The 14,568-nt window shown below is 72.3% G+C and carries 14 protein-coding genes; 7 read left to right on the top strand and 7 right to left on the bottom strand.

The features are described from left to right. Positions 1–41: 41 nt before the first annotated feature. Positions 42–1,358, top strand: coding sequence for an aminotransferase class V-fold PLP-dependent enzyme (locus tag ACFO0B_RS18970; RefSeq protein ID WP_378613784.1), 1,317 nt, complete (start codon positions 42–44; stop codon positions 1,356–1,358). Positions 1,359–1,490: 132 nt separating this feature from the next. On the opposite strand, the gene ACFO0B_RS18975 is transcribed toward ACFO0B_RS18970, so the two are convergent. The 3 genes from ACFO0B_RS18975 to ACFO0B_RS18985 form a co-directional block, all read right to left on the bottom strand. After that, complete coding sequence (locus ACFO0B_RS18975) at positions 1,491–1,955, bottom strand: flavin reductase family protein (protein WP_378613860.1); 465 nt, start codon at positions 1,953–1,955, stop codon at positions 1,491–1,493. A gap of 70 nt (positions 1,956–2,025) precedes the next feature. Further along, positions 2,026–2,502, bottom strand: coding sequence for a YbaK/EbsC family protein (locus tag ACFO0B_RS18980; protein WP_378613785.1), 477 nt, complete (start codon positions 2,500–2,502; stop codon positions 2,026–2,028). A gap of 84 nt (positions 2,503–2,586) precedes the next feature. Next, positions 2,587–2,907, bottom strand: coding sequence for a 2-oxo-4-hydroxy-4-carboxy-5-ureidoimidazoline decarboxylase (locus ACFO0B_RS18985; protein ID WP_378613786.1), 321 nt, complete (start codon positions 2,905–2,907; stop codon positions 2,587–2,589). Between the two features lie 120 nt (positions 2,908–3,027). On the opposite strand from ACFO0B_RS18985, the gene ACFO0B_RS18990 reads away from it, so the two are divergent. Together ACFO0B_RS18990 and ACFO0B_RS18995 are read left to right on the top strand one after the other, a co-directional pair. Further along, positions 3,028–3,849 (top strand): crotonase/enoyl-CoA hydratase family protein, encoded by an 822-nt coding sequence (locus ACFO0B_RS18990; RefSeq protein ID WP_378613787.1) that lies wholly within the window; start codon positions 3,028–3,030, stop codon positions 3,847–3,849. Between the two features lie 109 nt (positions 3,850–3,958). Then, positions 3,959–4,207, top strand: a complete 249-nt coding sequence (locus ACFO0B_RS18995; RefSeq protein ID WP_067648029.1) for a hypothetical protein — start codon at positions 3,959–3,961, stop codon at positions 4,205–4,207. Between the two features lie 91 nt (positions 4,208–4,298). Here ACFO0B_RS18995 and ACFO0B_RS19000 read toward each other — a convergent pair whose 3' ends face one another. Next, entirely contained in the window at positions 4,299–4,790 is a 492-nt protein-coding gene (locus ACFO0B_RS19000) for an inorganic diphosphatase (RefSeq protein ID WP_378613788.1), read from the bottom strand. Between the two features lie 145 nt (positions 4,791–4,935). Between ACFO0B_RS19000 and ACFO0B_RS19005 the strand changes: the two genes are divergently transcribed. The 4 genes from ACFO0B_RS19005 to hpt are packed head-to-tail and all read left to right on the top strand — an operon-like array spanning position 4,936 to position 9,123. Next, entirely contained in the window at positions 4,936–6,393 is a 1,458-nt protein-coding gene (locus ACFO0B_RS19005; protein ID WP_378613789.1) for a D-alanyl-D-alanine carboxypeptidase/D-alanyl-D-alanine-endopeptidase, read from the top strand. Positions 6,394–6,405: 12 nt separating this feature from the next. Further along, positions 6,406–7,503, top strand: a complete 1,098-nt coding sequence (locus ACFO0B_RS19010; RefSeq protein ID WP_378613790.1) for a zinc-dependent metalloprotease — start codon at positions 6,406–6,408, stop codon at positions 7,501–7,503. Between the two features lie 31 nt (positions 7,504–7,534). Further along, positions 7,535–8,539, top strand: a complete 1,005-nt coding sequence (tilS, locus tag ACFO0B_RS19015) for a tRNA lysidine(34) synthetase TilS (RefSeq protein WP_378613791.1) — start codon at positions 7,535–7,537, stop codon at positions 8,537–8,539. Positions 8,540–8,565: 26 nt separating this feature from the next. Then, the gene (gene hpt, locus ACFO0B_RS19020) at positions 8,566–9,123 is read left to right on the top strand and encodes a hypoxanthine phosphoribosyltransferase (protein WP_378613792.1); all 558 of its coding nucleotides are present in this window, start codon (positions 8,566–8,568) and stop codon (positions 9,121–9,123) included. A gap of 6 nt (positions 9,124–9,129) precedes the next feature. Here the strand turns inward: hpt and ACFO0B_RS19025 are convergent, their stop codons facing one another. The 3 genes from ACFO0B_RS19025 to ACFO0B_RS19035 form a co-directional block, all read right to left on the bottom strand. Beyond that, positions 9,130–10,158, bottom strand: a complete 1,029-nt coding sequence (locus ACFO0B_RS19025) for a MupA/Atu3671 family FMN-dependent luciferase-like monooxygenase (protein ID WP_378613793.1) — start codon at positions 10,156–10,158, stop codon at positions 9,130–9,132. Between the two features lie 17 nt (positions 10,159–10,175). Further along, the gene (locus ACFO0B_RS19030; RefSeq protein ID WP_378613795.1) at positions 10,176–12,368 is read right to left on the bottom strand and encodes an MMPL family transporter; all 2,193 of its coding nucleotides are present in this window, start codon (positions 12,366–12,368) and stop codon (positions 10,176–10,178) included. Next, positions 12,365–14,568, bottom strand: a 2,204-nt coding sequence (locus ACFO0B_RS19035; protein WP_378613796.1) for a thioester reductase domain-containing protein, incomplete at its 5' end; no start/stop codon positions are given. The genes ACFO0B_RS19035 and ACFO0B_RS19030, both read right to left, overlap by 4 nt.

Consider the following 14,568-nt stretch of genomic DNA (forward strand, 5'->3'; position numbering starts at 1 on the left):
CACTCCTGATGTTGCGGGTCCCCGAATGTTGGGATGACGTGATGACCGCTGTTCTCGAACCGACCTGTGCCCCGCTCGCGGCGACCTCCGGTGACGACCTCGCCGTCCCGCTGGTGCAGGGCGGCACCGTCGGCTACGCGAACTTCGACTACGCCGCGAGCGCCCCCGCCATCGCCGCGGTGACCGAGCGGGTCTCGACGCTGCTGCCGTACTACGCCAGCGTGCACCGCGGCGCCGGCTACGCCTCCCGGGTCTCCACCGACTGCTACGAGAGCGCGCGCGGCACCGTCGGCGCCTTCTTCGACGCCGCCGAGGACCAGGTCACCGTCTTCACCCGCGGCACGACCGACTCGCTGAACCTGCTGGCCGGCTGCGTGCCGGGCGACACCGTTGTGCTCGACATCGAGCACCACGCCAACTTCCTGCCCTGGCTCGCAGGCGGCCGCCGGGTGGTGACCGCGGCCGACACCGTCGCCGAGACGCTGCGCAGGCTCGTCGCCGAGCTGTGCCGCGAGCCGGCCGCGCTGCTCGCCGTCACCGGTGCCTCCAATGTGACCGGGGAGCTGCTCCCGCTGCGCGAGCTGGCCGAGATCGCGCACCGCTGCGGGGCGCGGCTGCTGGTCGACGCGGCGCAGCTGGCGCCGCACCGGCGGATCTCACTGCGCGACACCGGGATCGACTACCTGGTGTGCTCGGGGCACAAGCTGTACGCGCCGTTCGGGGCCGGGGTGCTGGTCGGGCGGCGGGACTGGCTGGACGCGGCCGAGCCGTACCTGGCCGGGGGCGGTGCCGTCCGCTCCGTCTCGGTGACCGAGACCGAGTGGGCTACGGCGCCGCAGCGGCACGAGGGCGGGTCGCCGAATGTGCTCGGGGCGGCGGCGCTCGCCGCGGCCTGCGCGGCGCTCGCCGCGATTCCCGAGGAGCGGTTCGTCGCGCACGAGCGGGCGCTGACCGCGCGGCTGCGGGACGGGCTGGCCGGGGTGCCTGGCGTTTCGCAGCCGCGGATCTTCACCGACAGCGGGGAGGGGGTGGGGATCGTGGCCTTCACGGTGGCCGGGTTCGCGCCGGGGCACGTCGCGGCGTACCTCTCCGCGGAGCACGGGATCGGGGTGCGCGACGGGCGCTTCTGCGCGCACCCGCTGCTCGAGCGGCTCGGGTTGCCTGCCGCGCTGCGGGCCAGCGTCGGGGTGGGGACGACCGTCGAGCACGTGGACCGGCTGATCTCGGCGCTGCACACGCTGGTGCGCGGTGAGTCGGCCTGGTCCTACGCCGCCGAGGGCGGGGCGTGGAGCCCGGTCCCCGAAACCCGTCCGCTCGGCGCGGACGCCTTCGGCGCCGCGCCCTGCGCCGGATTCTGACCCCTGTATCGGGGCCTCGAGCGGCCGCCTCGACTCGGTTGCGCTTCGAGTCGGATGGCGGGCCGGGGCGGCCGGGCCGGACCATCGCCGTGGTCCGGCCCGGCCGACCACCTCTGCTCGGTGTACGAAGACTCAGCCCAGTTCGGTTGGCTGGTGGTAGCGGCCGTCGTAGTAGAGGAGCGGCGCCGCGGGCGACGCGCCCCGGGTCTCGTCGTGGACGTGGGTGACGAGCCCGGCGACGAAGGTGTGATCCCCGATGTCGAAGCGCTGGTGCACCACCGCGCGCAACCAGAGCGGTGTCTCGTGCAGCACCGGCTCACCGGACTCCAGCTCGGCCCAGAGCGCCGGATCGGCGAACCGCTCCGCTGCGCTGCGCGAGAACCGCTGCGCCAGCTCCCGCTGATGTGCCCCGAGGAAGTGGATCACCACCGACTCGGCGGCGCGCAGCGCGTCCAGGCTGGACGAGGTGTGCGCGATGTTGAACGACACCAGCGGCGGGTCCAGCGAGAGCGAGGCGAACGAGGTGGCGGTGAAGCCGACGGGGCCGTGCGCGGCCCGCAGCGTCACGATGGTGACGCCCGCCGGGTAGTGCCGCATGGAGGCGCGGTACTGCTCGGCGGTGATGCCGTCGGAACTGGGTGCACTCACAGCAACGAACGTACGCGGTTCAGCCCATGTCGACCGGCTGTCCGGCGGTGATCCGCACCAGTTCGGTGAACGAGGTGCGGAACAGCGTGCCCGGATGCCCACCCGCCGCCCACAGCTGCGGATGCGCGGCGAGCGCGGTGTCCACCCAGGTGGAGAGGTTCGCCGGGTGCCCGAGCGGGGCGACCCCGCCCGCGGGCTGCCCGGTGACCTCCCGCGTCAGCGCCTCGGGGGCGGGGGTGAGCGCGCCCTCCAGCCGCGCCGCCGTGCGCGCCAGGTGCACCGGCCGCGCACCGGCGACCAGGAGCAGCACCGGTTCGTCGTCCAGCAGGAAGACCTGGGCCTCGACGATGGCGCCAGGGTCGACGCCGAGGGCGCGGGCGGCGTCCTCGGCGGTATCGATGGGTTCGGGCCGGGTCAGGATCACGCCGTGGTGCCCCCGCGAGATCAGGGTGTCGGAGACCCGGATCGCGCCCGGTGGCAGGCTCGACTTGCGCATGCGACCAGGGTAGGGCCGTACCCCCGGTCCGGGGTCGCGGTTCGGCTGCCGCGCAGTCTCGATGCGGCAGTTGACGATCCGCGCTCAGTACTCGGGGTAGCCGCCCTCGGGGCCGAGCATCCGCTCGATCCGCGCCGAAACGATCTTGGCGAGCGTCGCCACCGTGCGATCGCCGCAGGCCTCGTGCAGCACGGAGTCGAAGGCGCGCTCCCTATCACCGGGGGAGAGCGCCAGCAACTCCAGCTCGACGGCATTGTGCAGGTCGTCGTGGTCGGAGTAGGGCCGCCCCGCGCTGATCCGCGCCGCCCAGGTGACGCAGCAGCAGCACTCGAAGAGCGCGTGCACCGCGCGGCCGTTCGGCATGGTGTTGAAGCGGTCGAGCCCGATTCCCTGATGCATCAGCATGGCGACCTCCGAGGGGCGAGAGGACCATCATCGGCTCCGCTCCGGTGCCCGCACCAGCACCGGAGCCCGGAATTTGCACAAGCTTTACAAGCCGGGGCCGCGCCTCGATACGCTGTACAAATGACTGATTGGCAGGCCTTCACGGTCGAGACGAAGGACCAGGTCGCCCAGGTGACGCTCACCGGGCCGGGCAAGGGCAACGCCATGGGCCCGGATTTCTGGCGCGAACTCCCGGAGATCTTCGACGGCCTCGCCGCCGACGCCGAGGTCCGCGCGATCGTGCTGACCGGCTCCGGCAAGCACTTCTCCTACGGGCTCGACCTGCCCGCGATGGCCGGTTCGTTCGGGCCGCTGCTGGCAGACAAGGCGCTGGCCGCGCCGCGCACCGCCTTCCTGAACGACATCCGCACCATGCAGGCGTCGATCACGGCGGTCGCGAACTGCGTCAAGCCGGTGATCGCCGCGGTCTCCGGCTGGTGCATCGGCGGCGGGCTGGACCTGATCGCCGCCGCGGACATCCGCTACGCCAGCGCCGAGGCCAAGTTCAGCCTCCGCGAGGCCAAGGTGGCGATCGTGGCCGACGTCGGCTCGCTGCAGCGGCTGCCCGCGGTGATCTCCGAGGGGCACCTGCGCGAGCTGGCCTTCACCGGCAAGGACATCGATGCCGCCCGCGCGGAGCGGATCGGCCTGGTCAACGAGGTCTTCGCGGACCAGGCGGCGGTGCTGGACGCGGCGCACGCGCTGGCTCGCGAGATCGCGGCCAACCCGCCGCTGGTGGTGCAGGGCGTCAAGGATGTGCTGAACGAGCGGCTCACCGCCGAGGTCGCGGCCGGGCTGCGCTACGTCTCCGCGTGGAACGCCGCGTTCCTGCCGTCGGGCGATCTGACCGAGGCCATCCAGGCCGTCTTCGAGAAGCGGGAGCCTCGCTTCGAGGGTAGGTAGCGGCTCGCCCCAGGGGTGCGGGTCACCACCCCTAGGGGTGGCTGTACCAGGGCTTTTCCGCTCGTAATGTTCCTGTCGACGAGCAAGACGAACCGACAGGAGCAACGAAATGCGAATCAAGTCCTTCGCCATGGCAGGCCTGCTGGCTGCCGCCGCCGTCGCCGGGGTGTCGACGGCGGCGACCGCCTCCGCCGCGCCCGAGTACCGCACGGTCGAGACCATCTGGGTCGGCACCTACTCCACCTACGCCGCCTGCTCCGCCGACGGCGAGTACGGCCCGGCGCACCCGGACTGGAAGTACTACGAGTGCGTCCTGAACTACGACGGCGAGTGGGATCTGTACTACTCCACCTGGTGACCCGACCGGCCTCCCCTCCACCGGCCGGGCACCGCACAGAAGAGCGGGAAGACCGAATCCATCGGTCTTCCCGCTCTTCGCGTCGGTGGGGTCAGTGCCCGCCGTTCTCCTGCAACCGCTTCAGCGAGGCCTGCACCTCGGCCTCGGCCTCGGCGCGGCCGACCCACTCCGAGCCCTTCACGAACTTGCCCGGCTCCAGGTCCTTGTACCGCTCGAAGAAGTGCTTGATCGCGGCCAGCTCGAACTCCGGGACGTCCTGCAGGTCCTGGATGTGGTCCCAGCGCGGGTCGCCCGCGGGCACCGCGAGGATCTTGTCGTCGCCACCGGCCTCGTCGGTCATCCGGTACATGGCGACCGGCCGCGCCTCGACGATCACGCCGGGGAAGACCGACTCGGGCAGCAGCACCAGCGCGTCCAGCGGGTCGCCGTCCTCACCGAGGGTGTTCTCGATGAAGCCGTAGTCGGCCGGGTAGGCCATGGAGGTGTAGAGGTAGCGGTCCAGTTTGACCCGGCCGGACTCGTGATCCACCTCGTACTTGTTCCGGGAACCCTTGGGAATCTCGATGGTGACGTCGAACTCCACGCCATCTCCTTCATCGGTCGTGCGGAGTCTGCCGACTGCGCCAGGTTGTACTGAGGAACGATTGCGCAACGAGGATAGTGTGGGCGGCGAGCACTCGGGTGCGGGAGGCGGCCGCGCGGGCGGCCGGAGGAGGAGCGGCGGACACGTGACGGGTGGGAACAACAGGAACACCGGCGATCTGGCCGCGCGGCGCCGCCGCCGCACCCGGCTCTGGGTGGGGCTGGCGCTGGCCGTTCTGGTCTCGATGGTCGCGTCGGTGGCGCTGATCGTGCAGCCGTGGACGCCGGAGTTCGAGCACGGCGGGCTGACCGTCGCGGCGCCGCCCGCCCCGGTCACGGTCGACCCGAAGGTCGACCCGGCGCCATCGAACGCCGCCGCGCCGAGCCGCGGCGGCATCGAGGCGGCGCTGAGCAGGGTGATCGCCAACCCGGAGCTCGGCGCCTTCGCCGGACAGGTCACCGACGCCGACAGCGGCGCGGTGCTGTGGAGCGGCGGCGCGGACACCCCGATGATCCCGTCCTCCACGCTCAAGGTGCTGACCACCGCCGCCGCGCTGCTCGCGCTGCCCGCCGACAGCCGGGTGACCACGCGGGTGGTCGCCGGGGCCGCGCCCGACGAGGCGGTGCTGGTGGCCGCGGGCGACCCGACCATCACCGCCCGCCCGGACGGCAAGGGCTACTACCCGGGCGCTGCCAAGCTCGCCGACCTGGCGGCCGGGCTGCGCGGCCGCGGTATCGACCGCATCGTGGTCGACACCTCGGTCTACACCGGCCCGACCATGGCGAAGGGCTGGGAACCGGCCGACATCCCCGGCGGCTCGATCGCGCCGCTGGAGCCGGTGATGATCGACGGCGGCAGGCTCGACCCGCTGGTCGAGTACGCACCGCGCAGCACCACCCCGGCGCTGGACGCGGGCAGGCAGCTGGCCGCCCAGCTCGGCATCGACCCGGCCCGGGTCGAACTCGGCACCGCGGCGCCCGGCGCGGCCGAGCTGGCGAGCGTGCGCTCGGCGCCGCTGCGCGACCGGCTCAGGCAGCTCATGGTGTGGTCGGACAATGTGCTGGCCGAGACGGTCGGCCGCGAGGTGGCCGCCGCGCGCGGGCTGCCGCAGAGCTTCGACGGTGCCGCGACCGCGGTGCGCACCGTGCTCACCGAGGCCGGGTTCGACCTCACCGGGGTGAGCCTGCACGACACCAGCGGGCTCTCGGTGGACGACCGGGTGCCTGCCCGCGCGCTCGCCGCCGTGCTCACCACCGCCGCCGCGCCGACCGGCCCCGCCACGGTGAAACCGGCGGGGACCAGTGCGAAGCCGGAGGGCGGCGCGTTGGCCGCGAAGCTGGCCCCGCTGCTCGACACGCTGCCGGTCGCCGGGGCCACCGGGTCGCTGGCGAGCCGGTACACCGGCGGCGATCCGGTGGGCGCCGGCTGGATCCGGGCCAAGACCGGAACTCTCTCGGTCGCCAGCGCGTTGGTCGGATATGTGCTCGATCGCGATGGGCGCGTGCTGACATTCGCGCTGATGTCGAACGACCGGCCACCGGAGGTGAGCCGGCCCGCACTCGACGCCATCGCGGGCGCACTGCGCAACTGTGGCTGCTCCTGACGGGTGGGTGAGATGAGCGAAGGATCCAACGGGGCCGACCTCGGCCTGGTCGAGGCCGGACCGCCGCGTTCCCCGCTGACCGGGGCCGTGGACTGGCGGCTCGCCGCCCGCACCGGCGGCGCGCTGGTGCCCGCGGGGCCGCGCACCTCCCGCTACTCGGCCGAGCAGGTGGTGAGCGAGCTGGCCGAGGCCTCGCGGCGGGCCGAGGGGCCGGTGCGCGAGGTCAGCATGCTGCTCGACGACCGGCCGGTGCCGTCCGCCCGGATCGTGGACCGGCCGGGCTGGATCGAGGCCGCCGCGGCCTCCATGGCCCTGCTCACCGACGGGCCGGACGGCGCCGCGGCGGGCAGCCGGTTCGCGGGCAAGCCGGCCGGGGTGCAGGCAGGCGCCATGCTCGCGCTGCTCTCCACCGCGATCCTCGGCCAGTACGACCCGTTCACCGGCGAGGACGGCACGCTGCTGCTCGTCGCGCCGAACATCATGGCGGTGGAGCGTGCGCTCCGGGTCTCGCCGAGCGACTTCCGGCTCTGGGTCTGCCTGCACGAGGTGACGCACCGGGTGCAGTTCTCCTCGGCGCCGTGGCTGGCCGAGTACATGCGGAGCAATGTGGCGACGCTCGGCGCGGCCGCCGACGAGCCGCCGACCGAGGTGATCGGCCGGCTGCTCACCGAGGTGCGGCGCAGGCGCGGCGGCACCGGCGCGGACGACCCCGGCAACCAGGGCGTGATCGGGCTGCTGCGCGCCACCCAGGCGCCAGAGCAGCGCGCGGCGCTGGACCGGCTGCTCGTTCTCGGCACGCTGCTCGAGGGGCACGCGGATCACGTCATGGACGCGGTCGGCCCCGCCGTCGTCCCGAGCGTCGAGCAGATTCGCGCCGCCTTCGACAAGCGCCGCAAGCGCGCGGTGAACCCGGTGCAGCGGGTGCTGCGCGCGCTGCTCGGCGTCGACGCCAAGCTCGCGCAGTACGTGCGCGGCAAAAAGTTCGTCGACGAGGTGGTGAGCACCGTCGGCACGGCCCGCTTCAACGTCGTCTGGACCGACGAGACCACGCTGCCGCTGCCCGACGAGATCGACGAACCGGGGCGCTGGATCGCCCGTGTGCTCGGATAGGGCAGGAGCTTCCCGGCCCGGGCCGGGTGACGTGCCACCTCTCCTTCCGGAGACCGGCGCCGCGCTGGTGCTGCGACGGGCGGTGCGCGGCTGGCTCGGCGAGTACGCGGAGCCGGAGGCCGAGGTGGCGGTCGCGCTCTCCGGGGGCGCCGATTCGCTGGCGCTGACCGCCGCCGCAGTGGCCGAGGCCGGGCCGGTGCACGCGCTGGTGGTCGACCACCGGCTACAGGCCGGGTCCGGCCGGATCGCGGAGGCCGCGGCACGGGTGGCACTGGAGCTGGGCTGCGCATCGGCCACCGTGCTCCCGGTCGAGGTGACCGGCCCGGGCGGCATGGAGGCAGCGGCGCGGGCCGCGCGCTACACGGCGCTGGACGAAGCCCGCGCCGGCCGCCAGGTCCTGCTCGGGCACACCATGGACGACCAGGCCGAGACGGTCCTGCTCGGCCTTGCCCGTGGCTCCGGCCCGCGCTCGGTGCGCGGCATGGCCCCGCACACCCCGCCCTGGGGCCGTCCGCTGCTCACGGTCCGCCGCACCGACACCGTCGGGTTCTGCGCCGACCTCGACCTGCGGCCGCACGTCGACCCGCACAACTCCGCACCGGAGTTCACCCGCGTCCGGCTGCGCCACGAGGTGCTCCCGCTCCTGGAGGACGTCCTCGGCGGCGGGGTGGCGGAGGCGCTCGCCCGCACCGCCGCGCAACTCCGCGAGGACACCGCCGTCCTGGACGACCTCGCCGCGGAGTTGCTGAGCACCGCCCGCACCCCGGGCACCGGCCCGCACCCCGACCTCGCCGTGCCACCGCTCGGCGCCGCGCCCGCCGCGCTGCGGCGCAGGGCGATCCGCGCCTGGCTGCTCGCCGCGGGCGCCCGCCCGCCGGGCGACACCACGCTGCGCGCGGTGGACGCGCTGGTCGTGCGCTGGCGCGGCCAGGGCGCGGTCGCGGTCGGCGGCGGTACCCCGGCCCGCCGGTTGGTGGTCGAAAGGGAACATGGCAGGCTGACCCTGCGGCTCCGCGGCCGGGCGGACGGTGCGTGATCGACCACGGAAGGACACCAACGGACGTGTACGGGGACGACATCGCCTCGGTGCTCATCACCGAAGAAGAAATCGCCACGAAGACCAAGGAACTGGCCGAGCGGATCGCCGAGCGCTTCCCGGCCGGCGCCCCGGAGGGCGATCTGCTGCTGGTCGGCGTGCTGAAGGGCGCGATCTTCTTCATGACCGACCTGGCGAAGGCGCTGCCGATCCCGACCCAGATGGAGTTCATGGCCGTCTCCTCCTACGGCTCGTCCACCTCGTCCTCCGGCGTCGTCCGCATCCTCAAGGACCTGGACAAGGACATCGCGGGCCGGAACGTGCTGATCGTCGAGGACATCATCGACTCCGGCCTCACGCTCTCCTGGCTCAAGCGCAACCTCTCCACCCGCAACCCCGCCGCGCTCGAGGTGGTCACGCTGCTGCGCAAGCCGGACGCGCTGCGCACCCAGGTCGACGTCGCCATGGTCGGCTTCGACATCCCCAACGACTTCGTCGTCGGCTACGGCCTCGACTACGCCGAGCGCTATCGCGACCTGCCCTACATCGGCCTGCTCGACTCGAAGGTGTACGGCGGCAACTGAGCCCGGCTACCGCACCAGCCTGCGCAGCGCGGCCAGGTACTCCAGCCCGCGCAGCACGGCATCGGCGGGGAGCCCGAAGTCGACCAGGAAAGCCACCTCGTCCACCCCTGCCGCCTGCAGCTCGCGCAGCATGTCGACGGCGTGCTGCGGGGTGCCGAAGATTCCGTTCTCGGTCATGTAGCGATCGGCGGCGCGGGCGATGACCCCGTCCAGCACCGCGCCGGAGAGCTCGCCCTGCGGCACCCCGTCGGAGAGCCGGGACATGAGGTTCCAGGAGCTGAGCAGGTAGTCGGTGAACGGTTTCCTGGCGAGCCTGCGCGCGAGATCGCCGTCCCGATCCACGTAGGCGTGGATCATCAGGGTGACGGTGCCCGTCCCCTGCTCGCCGGGGCCGTCGGCATAGGCCGAGCGGTACGCCTCGATGCGTGTGCGCAGGGTCGAGACGGATTGGCCGAGCATGTGGGTCAGCACGAAGGTGCCGTGCGCACCGGCCGCGCGGAAAGTCTCCTCGCTGCCCGCGGTGGTCATCCAGATCGGCAGCTCGGGCTGCACCGGTCGCGGGGAGAGCGCGATGTCGGCGGGCATCCCGGCGCCGTTGCGCCGGGTGATCTTCTCTCCGCGCCACAGCCGCCGGACGGTCTCGATGGTCTCGACGGTGATCCGGCGGCGTTCGGTGTAGCCGTCCGGGCGCAGGACGAAGTCGTCGGTGTGCCAGCCGGAGGCGAAGGCCACGCCGGCCCGGCCGCCGGAGAGGTTGTCCACCACCGACCATTCCTCGGCGACCCGCACCGGGTCGTGCAGCGGCGCGACCACGCTGCCCGCCCTGATGCCGATCCGCTCGGTAGCGGTGGCGAGCGCCGCGCCGGTGACCGCCGGGTTCGGGTACGCACCGCCGAACTGGTGGAAGTGCCGCTCCGGCGTCCAGACGGCGGTGAAGCCCCGCTGGTCGGCGAGGCGCGCCGCCGCGAGCAGCAGCGCGTAGTTGGTACCCGCGTCGGCGTCGTTGTTGGCGAAGAAGAACAGCGAGAATTCCATGGGGCTCCTCCGGGAGGTCAGGACGTGGGCCGGGAGCGGAACGGCAGCCACCAGTTCCACCTGCCCATCAGCTCGAGGCCGGCGGGGACCAGGAACATGCGGACGACGGTCGCGTCGATGGCCACCGCGACGGCCATGCCGAACCCGAGCTGCTGCACCGCGACCAAGGGCGTGAGCACGAAGGCGCCGAAGACGAGCACCATGATCGCGGCGGCGGCGGAGATGAGCGGCCCGGTCCTGGCCAGACCGTGCGCGATGCTGTCCGCCGCCGTGGCCGGGTCGGCCGCGTACTCCCTGATCCGGGTGATCAGGAAGACCTCGTAGTCGGTGCTCAGGCTGAACAGGATGGTGAACAGCAGCAGCGGTACGAAGTTCTGGATCGGGCCGATGGCGGTGATCCCGAGCAGCTCCGCACCCCACCCCTCCTGGAAGACCAGCACCAGGATGCCGATGGTGGCGCCCACCGAGAACAGGTTCAGCAGCACGGCCTTGATCGGGACGAAGATCGACCGGAAGGCGGCGACCAGCAGCACGAGGATCAGCGCGAGCATGAGGACGAGGACGGTTGAGGTTGACCGGGATATCTCCGCGGTCGAGGTGATCCCGTCGGCGGCATCCCCGCCGACCAGGATCGCGAAGCCCGGCCGTTCGGCGGCGTCGGCGGTGCTTCGGATCTCGTGCACCAGCCGCTGCGTGGACTCGGAGGCCGAGCTGGTTTCCGCGTAGACGTCGACGAGCACGGTGCGCCGGTCGGCCGAGACGTAGTGTCCGACGATCTGGGCCAGGTCGTCGGGGTGCAGCCCCGCGTGCGGAATATCCGCCGGTGCCGAGACCGAGTCGACGTTTTCCAGCGCGCGGAGCCGCGCGGCCAGGTCGTTGATCCAGGCCACCTCGCCGGGGTCGGCGATCGGAGCTTCGCTCTCGATCACCACGGTGATCGGCTCGACGGTGCCGGGGCCGAACTGCTCCTGCGCCAGCAGGTATCCGGTCCGGGTCCGGCTGTCGGCGGGCAGCATCTCGGCGTCGGCGTTGAAGACCTGGAGGTGCAATCCGGGGACGGCGAGGACGGCGAGCAGTGCGCAGCCGGCGGTGAGCACGGCTATCGGCCGGGCCCGGATCCCGTGCGCCAGCCGATACCAGAGCCCCGGCCCCCGCGACAGCGCGGCGGGCAGCGGAACCCGGAGCGCATCGATTCTCGGGCCGAGCAGGAACAGCAGCGCGGGCAGCAGCACGACGCTGGTGAGCGTGGCGAAGGCGACGGCGAGCATGCCGCCGACGGCCATCGAGCGGACCACGCCGACATCGACGACGAGCAGCGTGGCAATGGCCGCGGTGATGGTGGCGCCGGAGACGGCGACCACGTGCCCGGCGGTGCGCAGGGTGTTCCGCAGCGCGATGCGCCGATCGGCGTGCTCCCCGATCTCCTCGGCGAACCGTTTGATCATGATCATCGCGTAGTCGACGCCGACGCCGAGGCTGAGCATGGTGGCGACGTTCGAGACGAAGACCGAGAGGTCGACGGTGTCCGCCAGGACCGCGAGCGTGCCGGTGGCGAAGAGCACGGCGCTCCCGCCGACCAGGAGCGAGACCAGGGCCGCGACCACACTCCGGTAGATGAGGAGCAGCATGACGGCGAGGATGGGGAAGATCGCGACCTCGGCCCGCACCAGCCCCTCGCTGCTCATGGTGTTCACCGCGCCATAGGCCGCCGCCTGTCCGACCAGCGTCGCCTCGACACCGCTCGCCGCCAGCCGGGACAGCGACTCCTGGGCGGTCGGCACTACCCGCTTCGCGGTGCCCTCGTCCACATCGAGATCGAGAATGGTGGCGACGGTGTGGCCGTCCCGGCCGGTGAACTTCGCGCTCGCCGGTCCGGTGAGCGTCGTCCAGCCGAACTCGCGGAGCGAGCGCAGCTCGGGCTCGGCGCGCACCACCGCGACCGCGGACGCCACCCGCTGCCCGAACTCCGGCGACCCCACCGCGTACTGCCGATCGCGGACGAGGAGCAGGACGCTGGCTTCGCCGCGCCCGGTGAAGCCGGTCGACAGCGCCTCGGCGGCGAGGGTGGCGTCCGCCGCAGGCACCCGCCAGCCGCCGCCGCTCAGCTTCGGCGCCAGCTGCGGGGCGAAGATCCCGGCGAGGACGGTGAGCGCGAGCCAGCAGGCGACGATCAGCTTCGCCGGTCCGCCGCGCTTCGGCTGCCCGGTCATCGCTCGGCCGTCACCGGCGTGCGGACGCCGGGGAAGAAGCCGATGTCCTCGAAGTAGGCCAGGTACCGGTCGACGATGTCCAGGTCCATGATCGGCCGCCGCGACCCGCGCCGCCCCGCGGTCACGGTGTCGTCGAAGCGCTGGGCGCGCTGGGCGCGCCAATCCGCCGTCCGGAAGAGGAGCGCGGCCCCGGCCAGCGAGTAGTCGCCGCGCGCGATCCGGACCGTGGTCTCGGCCTGCAGGCGATCGATGAACTCGTCGATATCGACGTCGCGCAGCGGGGAGCCGCGGCGCGCGGCCACCTCGAGGATCTGCTCGAAACCGAGGTGCTCGTGGTTGACCAGGTGATAGGTCGCGTTGTCCGGGACCCTGGTCTGCACGAGGTGCGCGATCGTGTCGGCGACGTAGTCGACCGGAACCAGCTCGATCGGGAAGTCCGGCAGCCGGGGCGCCAACCCCAGATCGAGGACGGCCCGGACGCAGGTCCAGAGCGAGTCCGTCAGCGGTGCGATGCCGGTACCGGAATCGCCGCTGATCAGGCTGGTGCGGTAGATCGCCGTCGGCAGCCCCGCGGCAGCGGCGGTGCGGACCAGCTGCTCGCCGACCCACTTCGAGGTCAGGTAGCCGGAGTGTCCGACCTGCTCGAAAGTCGCGATCTCGCTCTCGGCCACCGGCCCGGTCGCGCCGGTGAAGATCGAGGTGGTCGAGATGTGGTGGAAACCCGTTCCGGTCGCGGCGGCGAAGCGGAGCAGCTCCGCGGTGCCGATGACATTGGCCGGGCGCAGCCGCTCGTACTCGTCCACGTGGTTCACCTGCGCGGCGCAGTGCACGATGCCCGCGAGCGGTTCCGGCACGGCATCCCGGAGGCGTTGCCCGACATCGGGTTCGGCGAGGTCGAGCGCGATCGGCCGGATGCGGTGCTGCTCTCCGGCGACGCCGAACCGGCGCATGGCCTCGGCGATGCGGTTGCGCGCGTCCTGCTCGTCGGTGGCGCGGACCGCGCAGTGGATCCGCGCGTCGGGCCTGATGAGCAAGCGGCTCAGGAGGTGTGCGCCGAGGAAACCGGTGGCACCCGTGAGCAGGTAGTCGCGCCCGGCGGGGTGCGGGGACGCCCGGACGGCGAATTGCATGGCCGCATCGGAGAGTGCGGGCGTCACCGAGGTCTCCGCGCGATGACCGTCGATCAGGCGGGCGACCGATTCGATGCTCGGAGTACGGAAGAACTCCCGGATCGGCAGGGAGAGCGCGGTGCGGAGTTCGAGTTCCCGGTGCGCCTGGAACGCGAGCAGCGAATTGCCGCCGAGCGCATAGAAATCCTGTTCGGCCCGGAGATCCTTCGATTCGAGCAGGTCGGCGAAGACCTCGGCGACCAGCAGTTCGGTGGGGCCATCCGGGCCCCGGCCGTCGTCGGGGTCGGGCGGCTGCGGAAGTGCGGTGCGATCCAGTTTGCCGCTGGTGTTGAGCGGGAGCGCGTCCAGGACAACGACCGAGCGCGGCACCATGATGGCGGGCAGTTTCGTGCGAAGCACCTCCCGCAGGTGGGCGGGGTCGACGCGGTGCGCAACCGCGGGGACGACATAAGCGATCAGCTGGGGTCCGGTCGGGGATTCGACGGCGAGCACGGCGGATTGGGCGACCTCGGGCAGGGCTCGGGCGACCGCTTCGATTTCGCCGAGTTCGATGCGTTGGCCGCGGAATTTGACCTGGAAATCGGTACGGCCGATGTACTCCAGGACCCCGTCACTGTTCCACCGCACCAGATCACCCGTGCGGTACATGCGCTCGCCCGGGGCGGCGAAGGGGTTGGCGACGAAACGGTCCGAGGTCAGATCCGCGCGGCCACGGTAGCCCCGCGCGAGCTGCCGCCCACCCAGATACAACTCACCCGGCGCACCGATCGCGGCCGGACGCAACCGCCCGTCCAGGACGTAGACCGCCACGTTCCATTCCGGGATACCGATCGGCACGGTGACGGTGTCGGCGGTGGTCGCTTCCCAGTAGGTCACCGACACCGCGGCCTCGGTCGGCCCGTACAGATTGTGCAACCCGGCCGAGGAGATCGCCCGCAACCCCGCCGCGGTCTCCGGCGGCAGGGCCTCACCGATCACGAACACCGCACGCAGCGTCGCGACCTGCTCGGCGGTGGCGTGAGCGACGAACACCGTCAACATCGACGGCACGAAATCGGTGACCGTGACCC

Source organism: Nocardia jiangsuensis, assembly GCF_042650385.1.
Taxonomy (GTDB): Bacteria; Actinomycetota; Actinomycetes; order Mycobacteriales; family Mycobacteriaceae; genus Nocardia; species Nocardia jiangsuensis.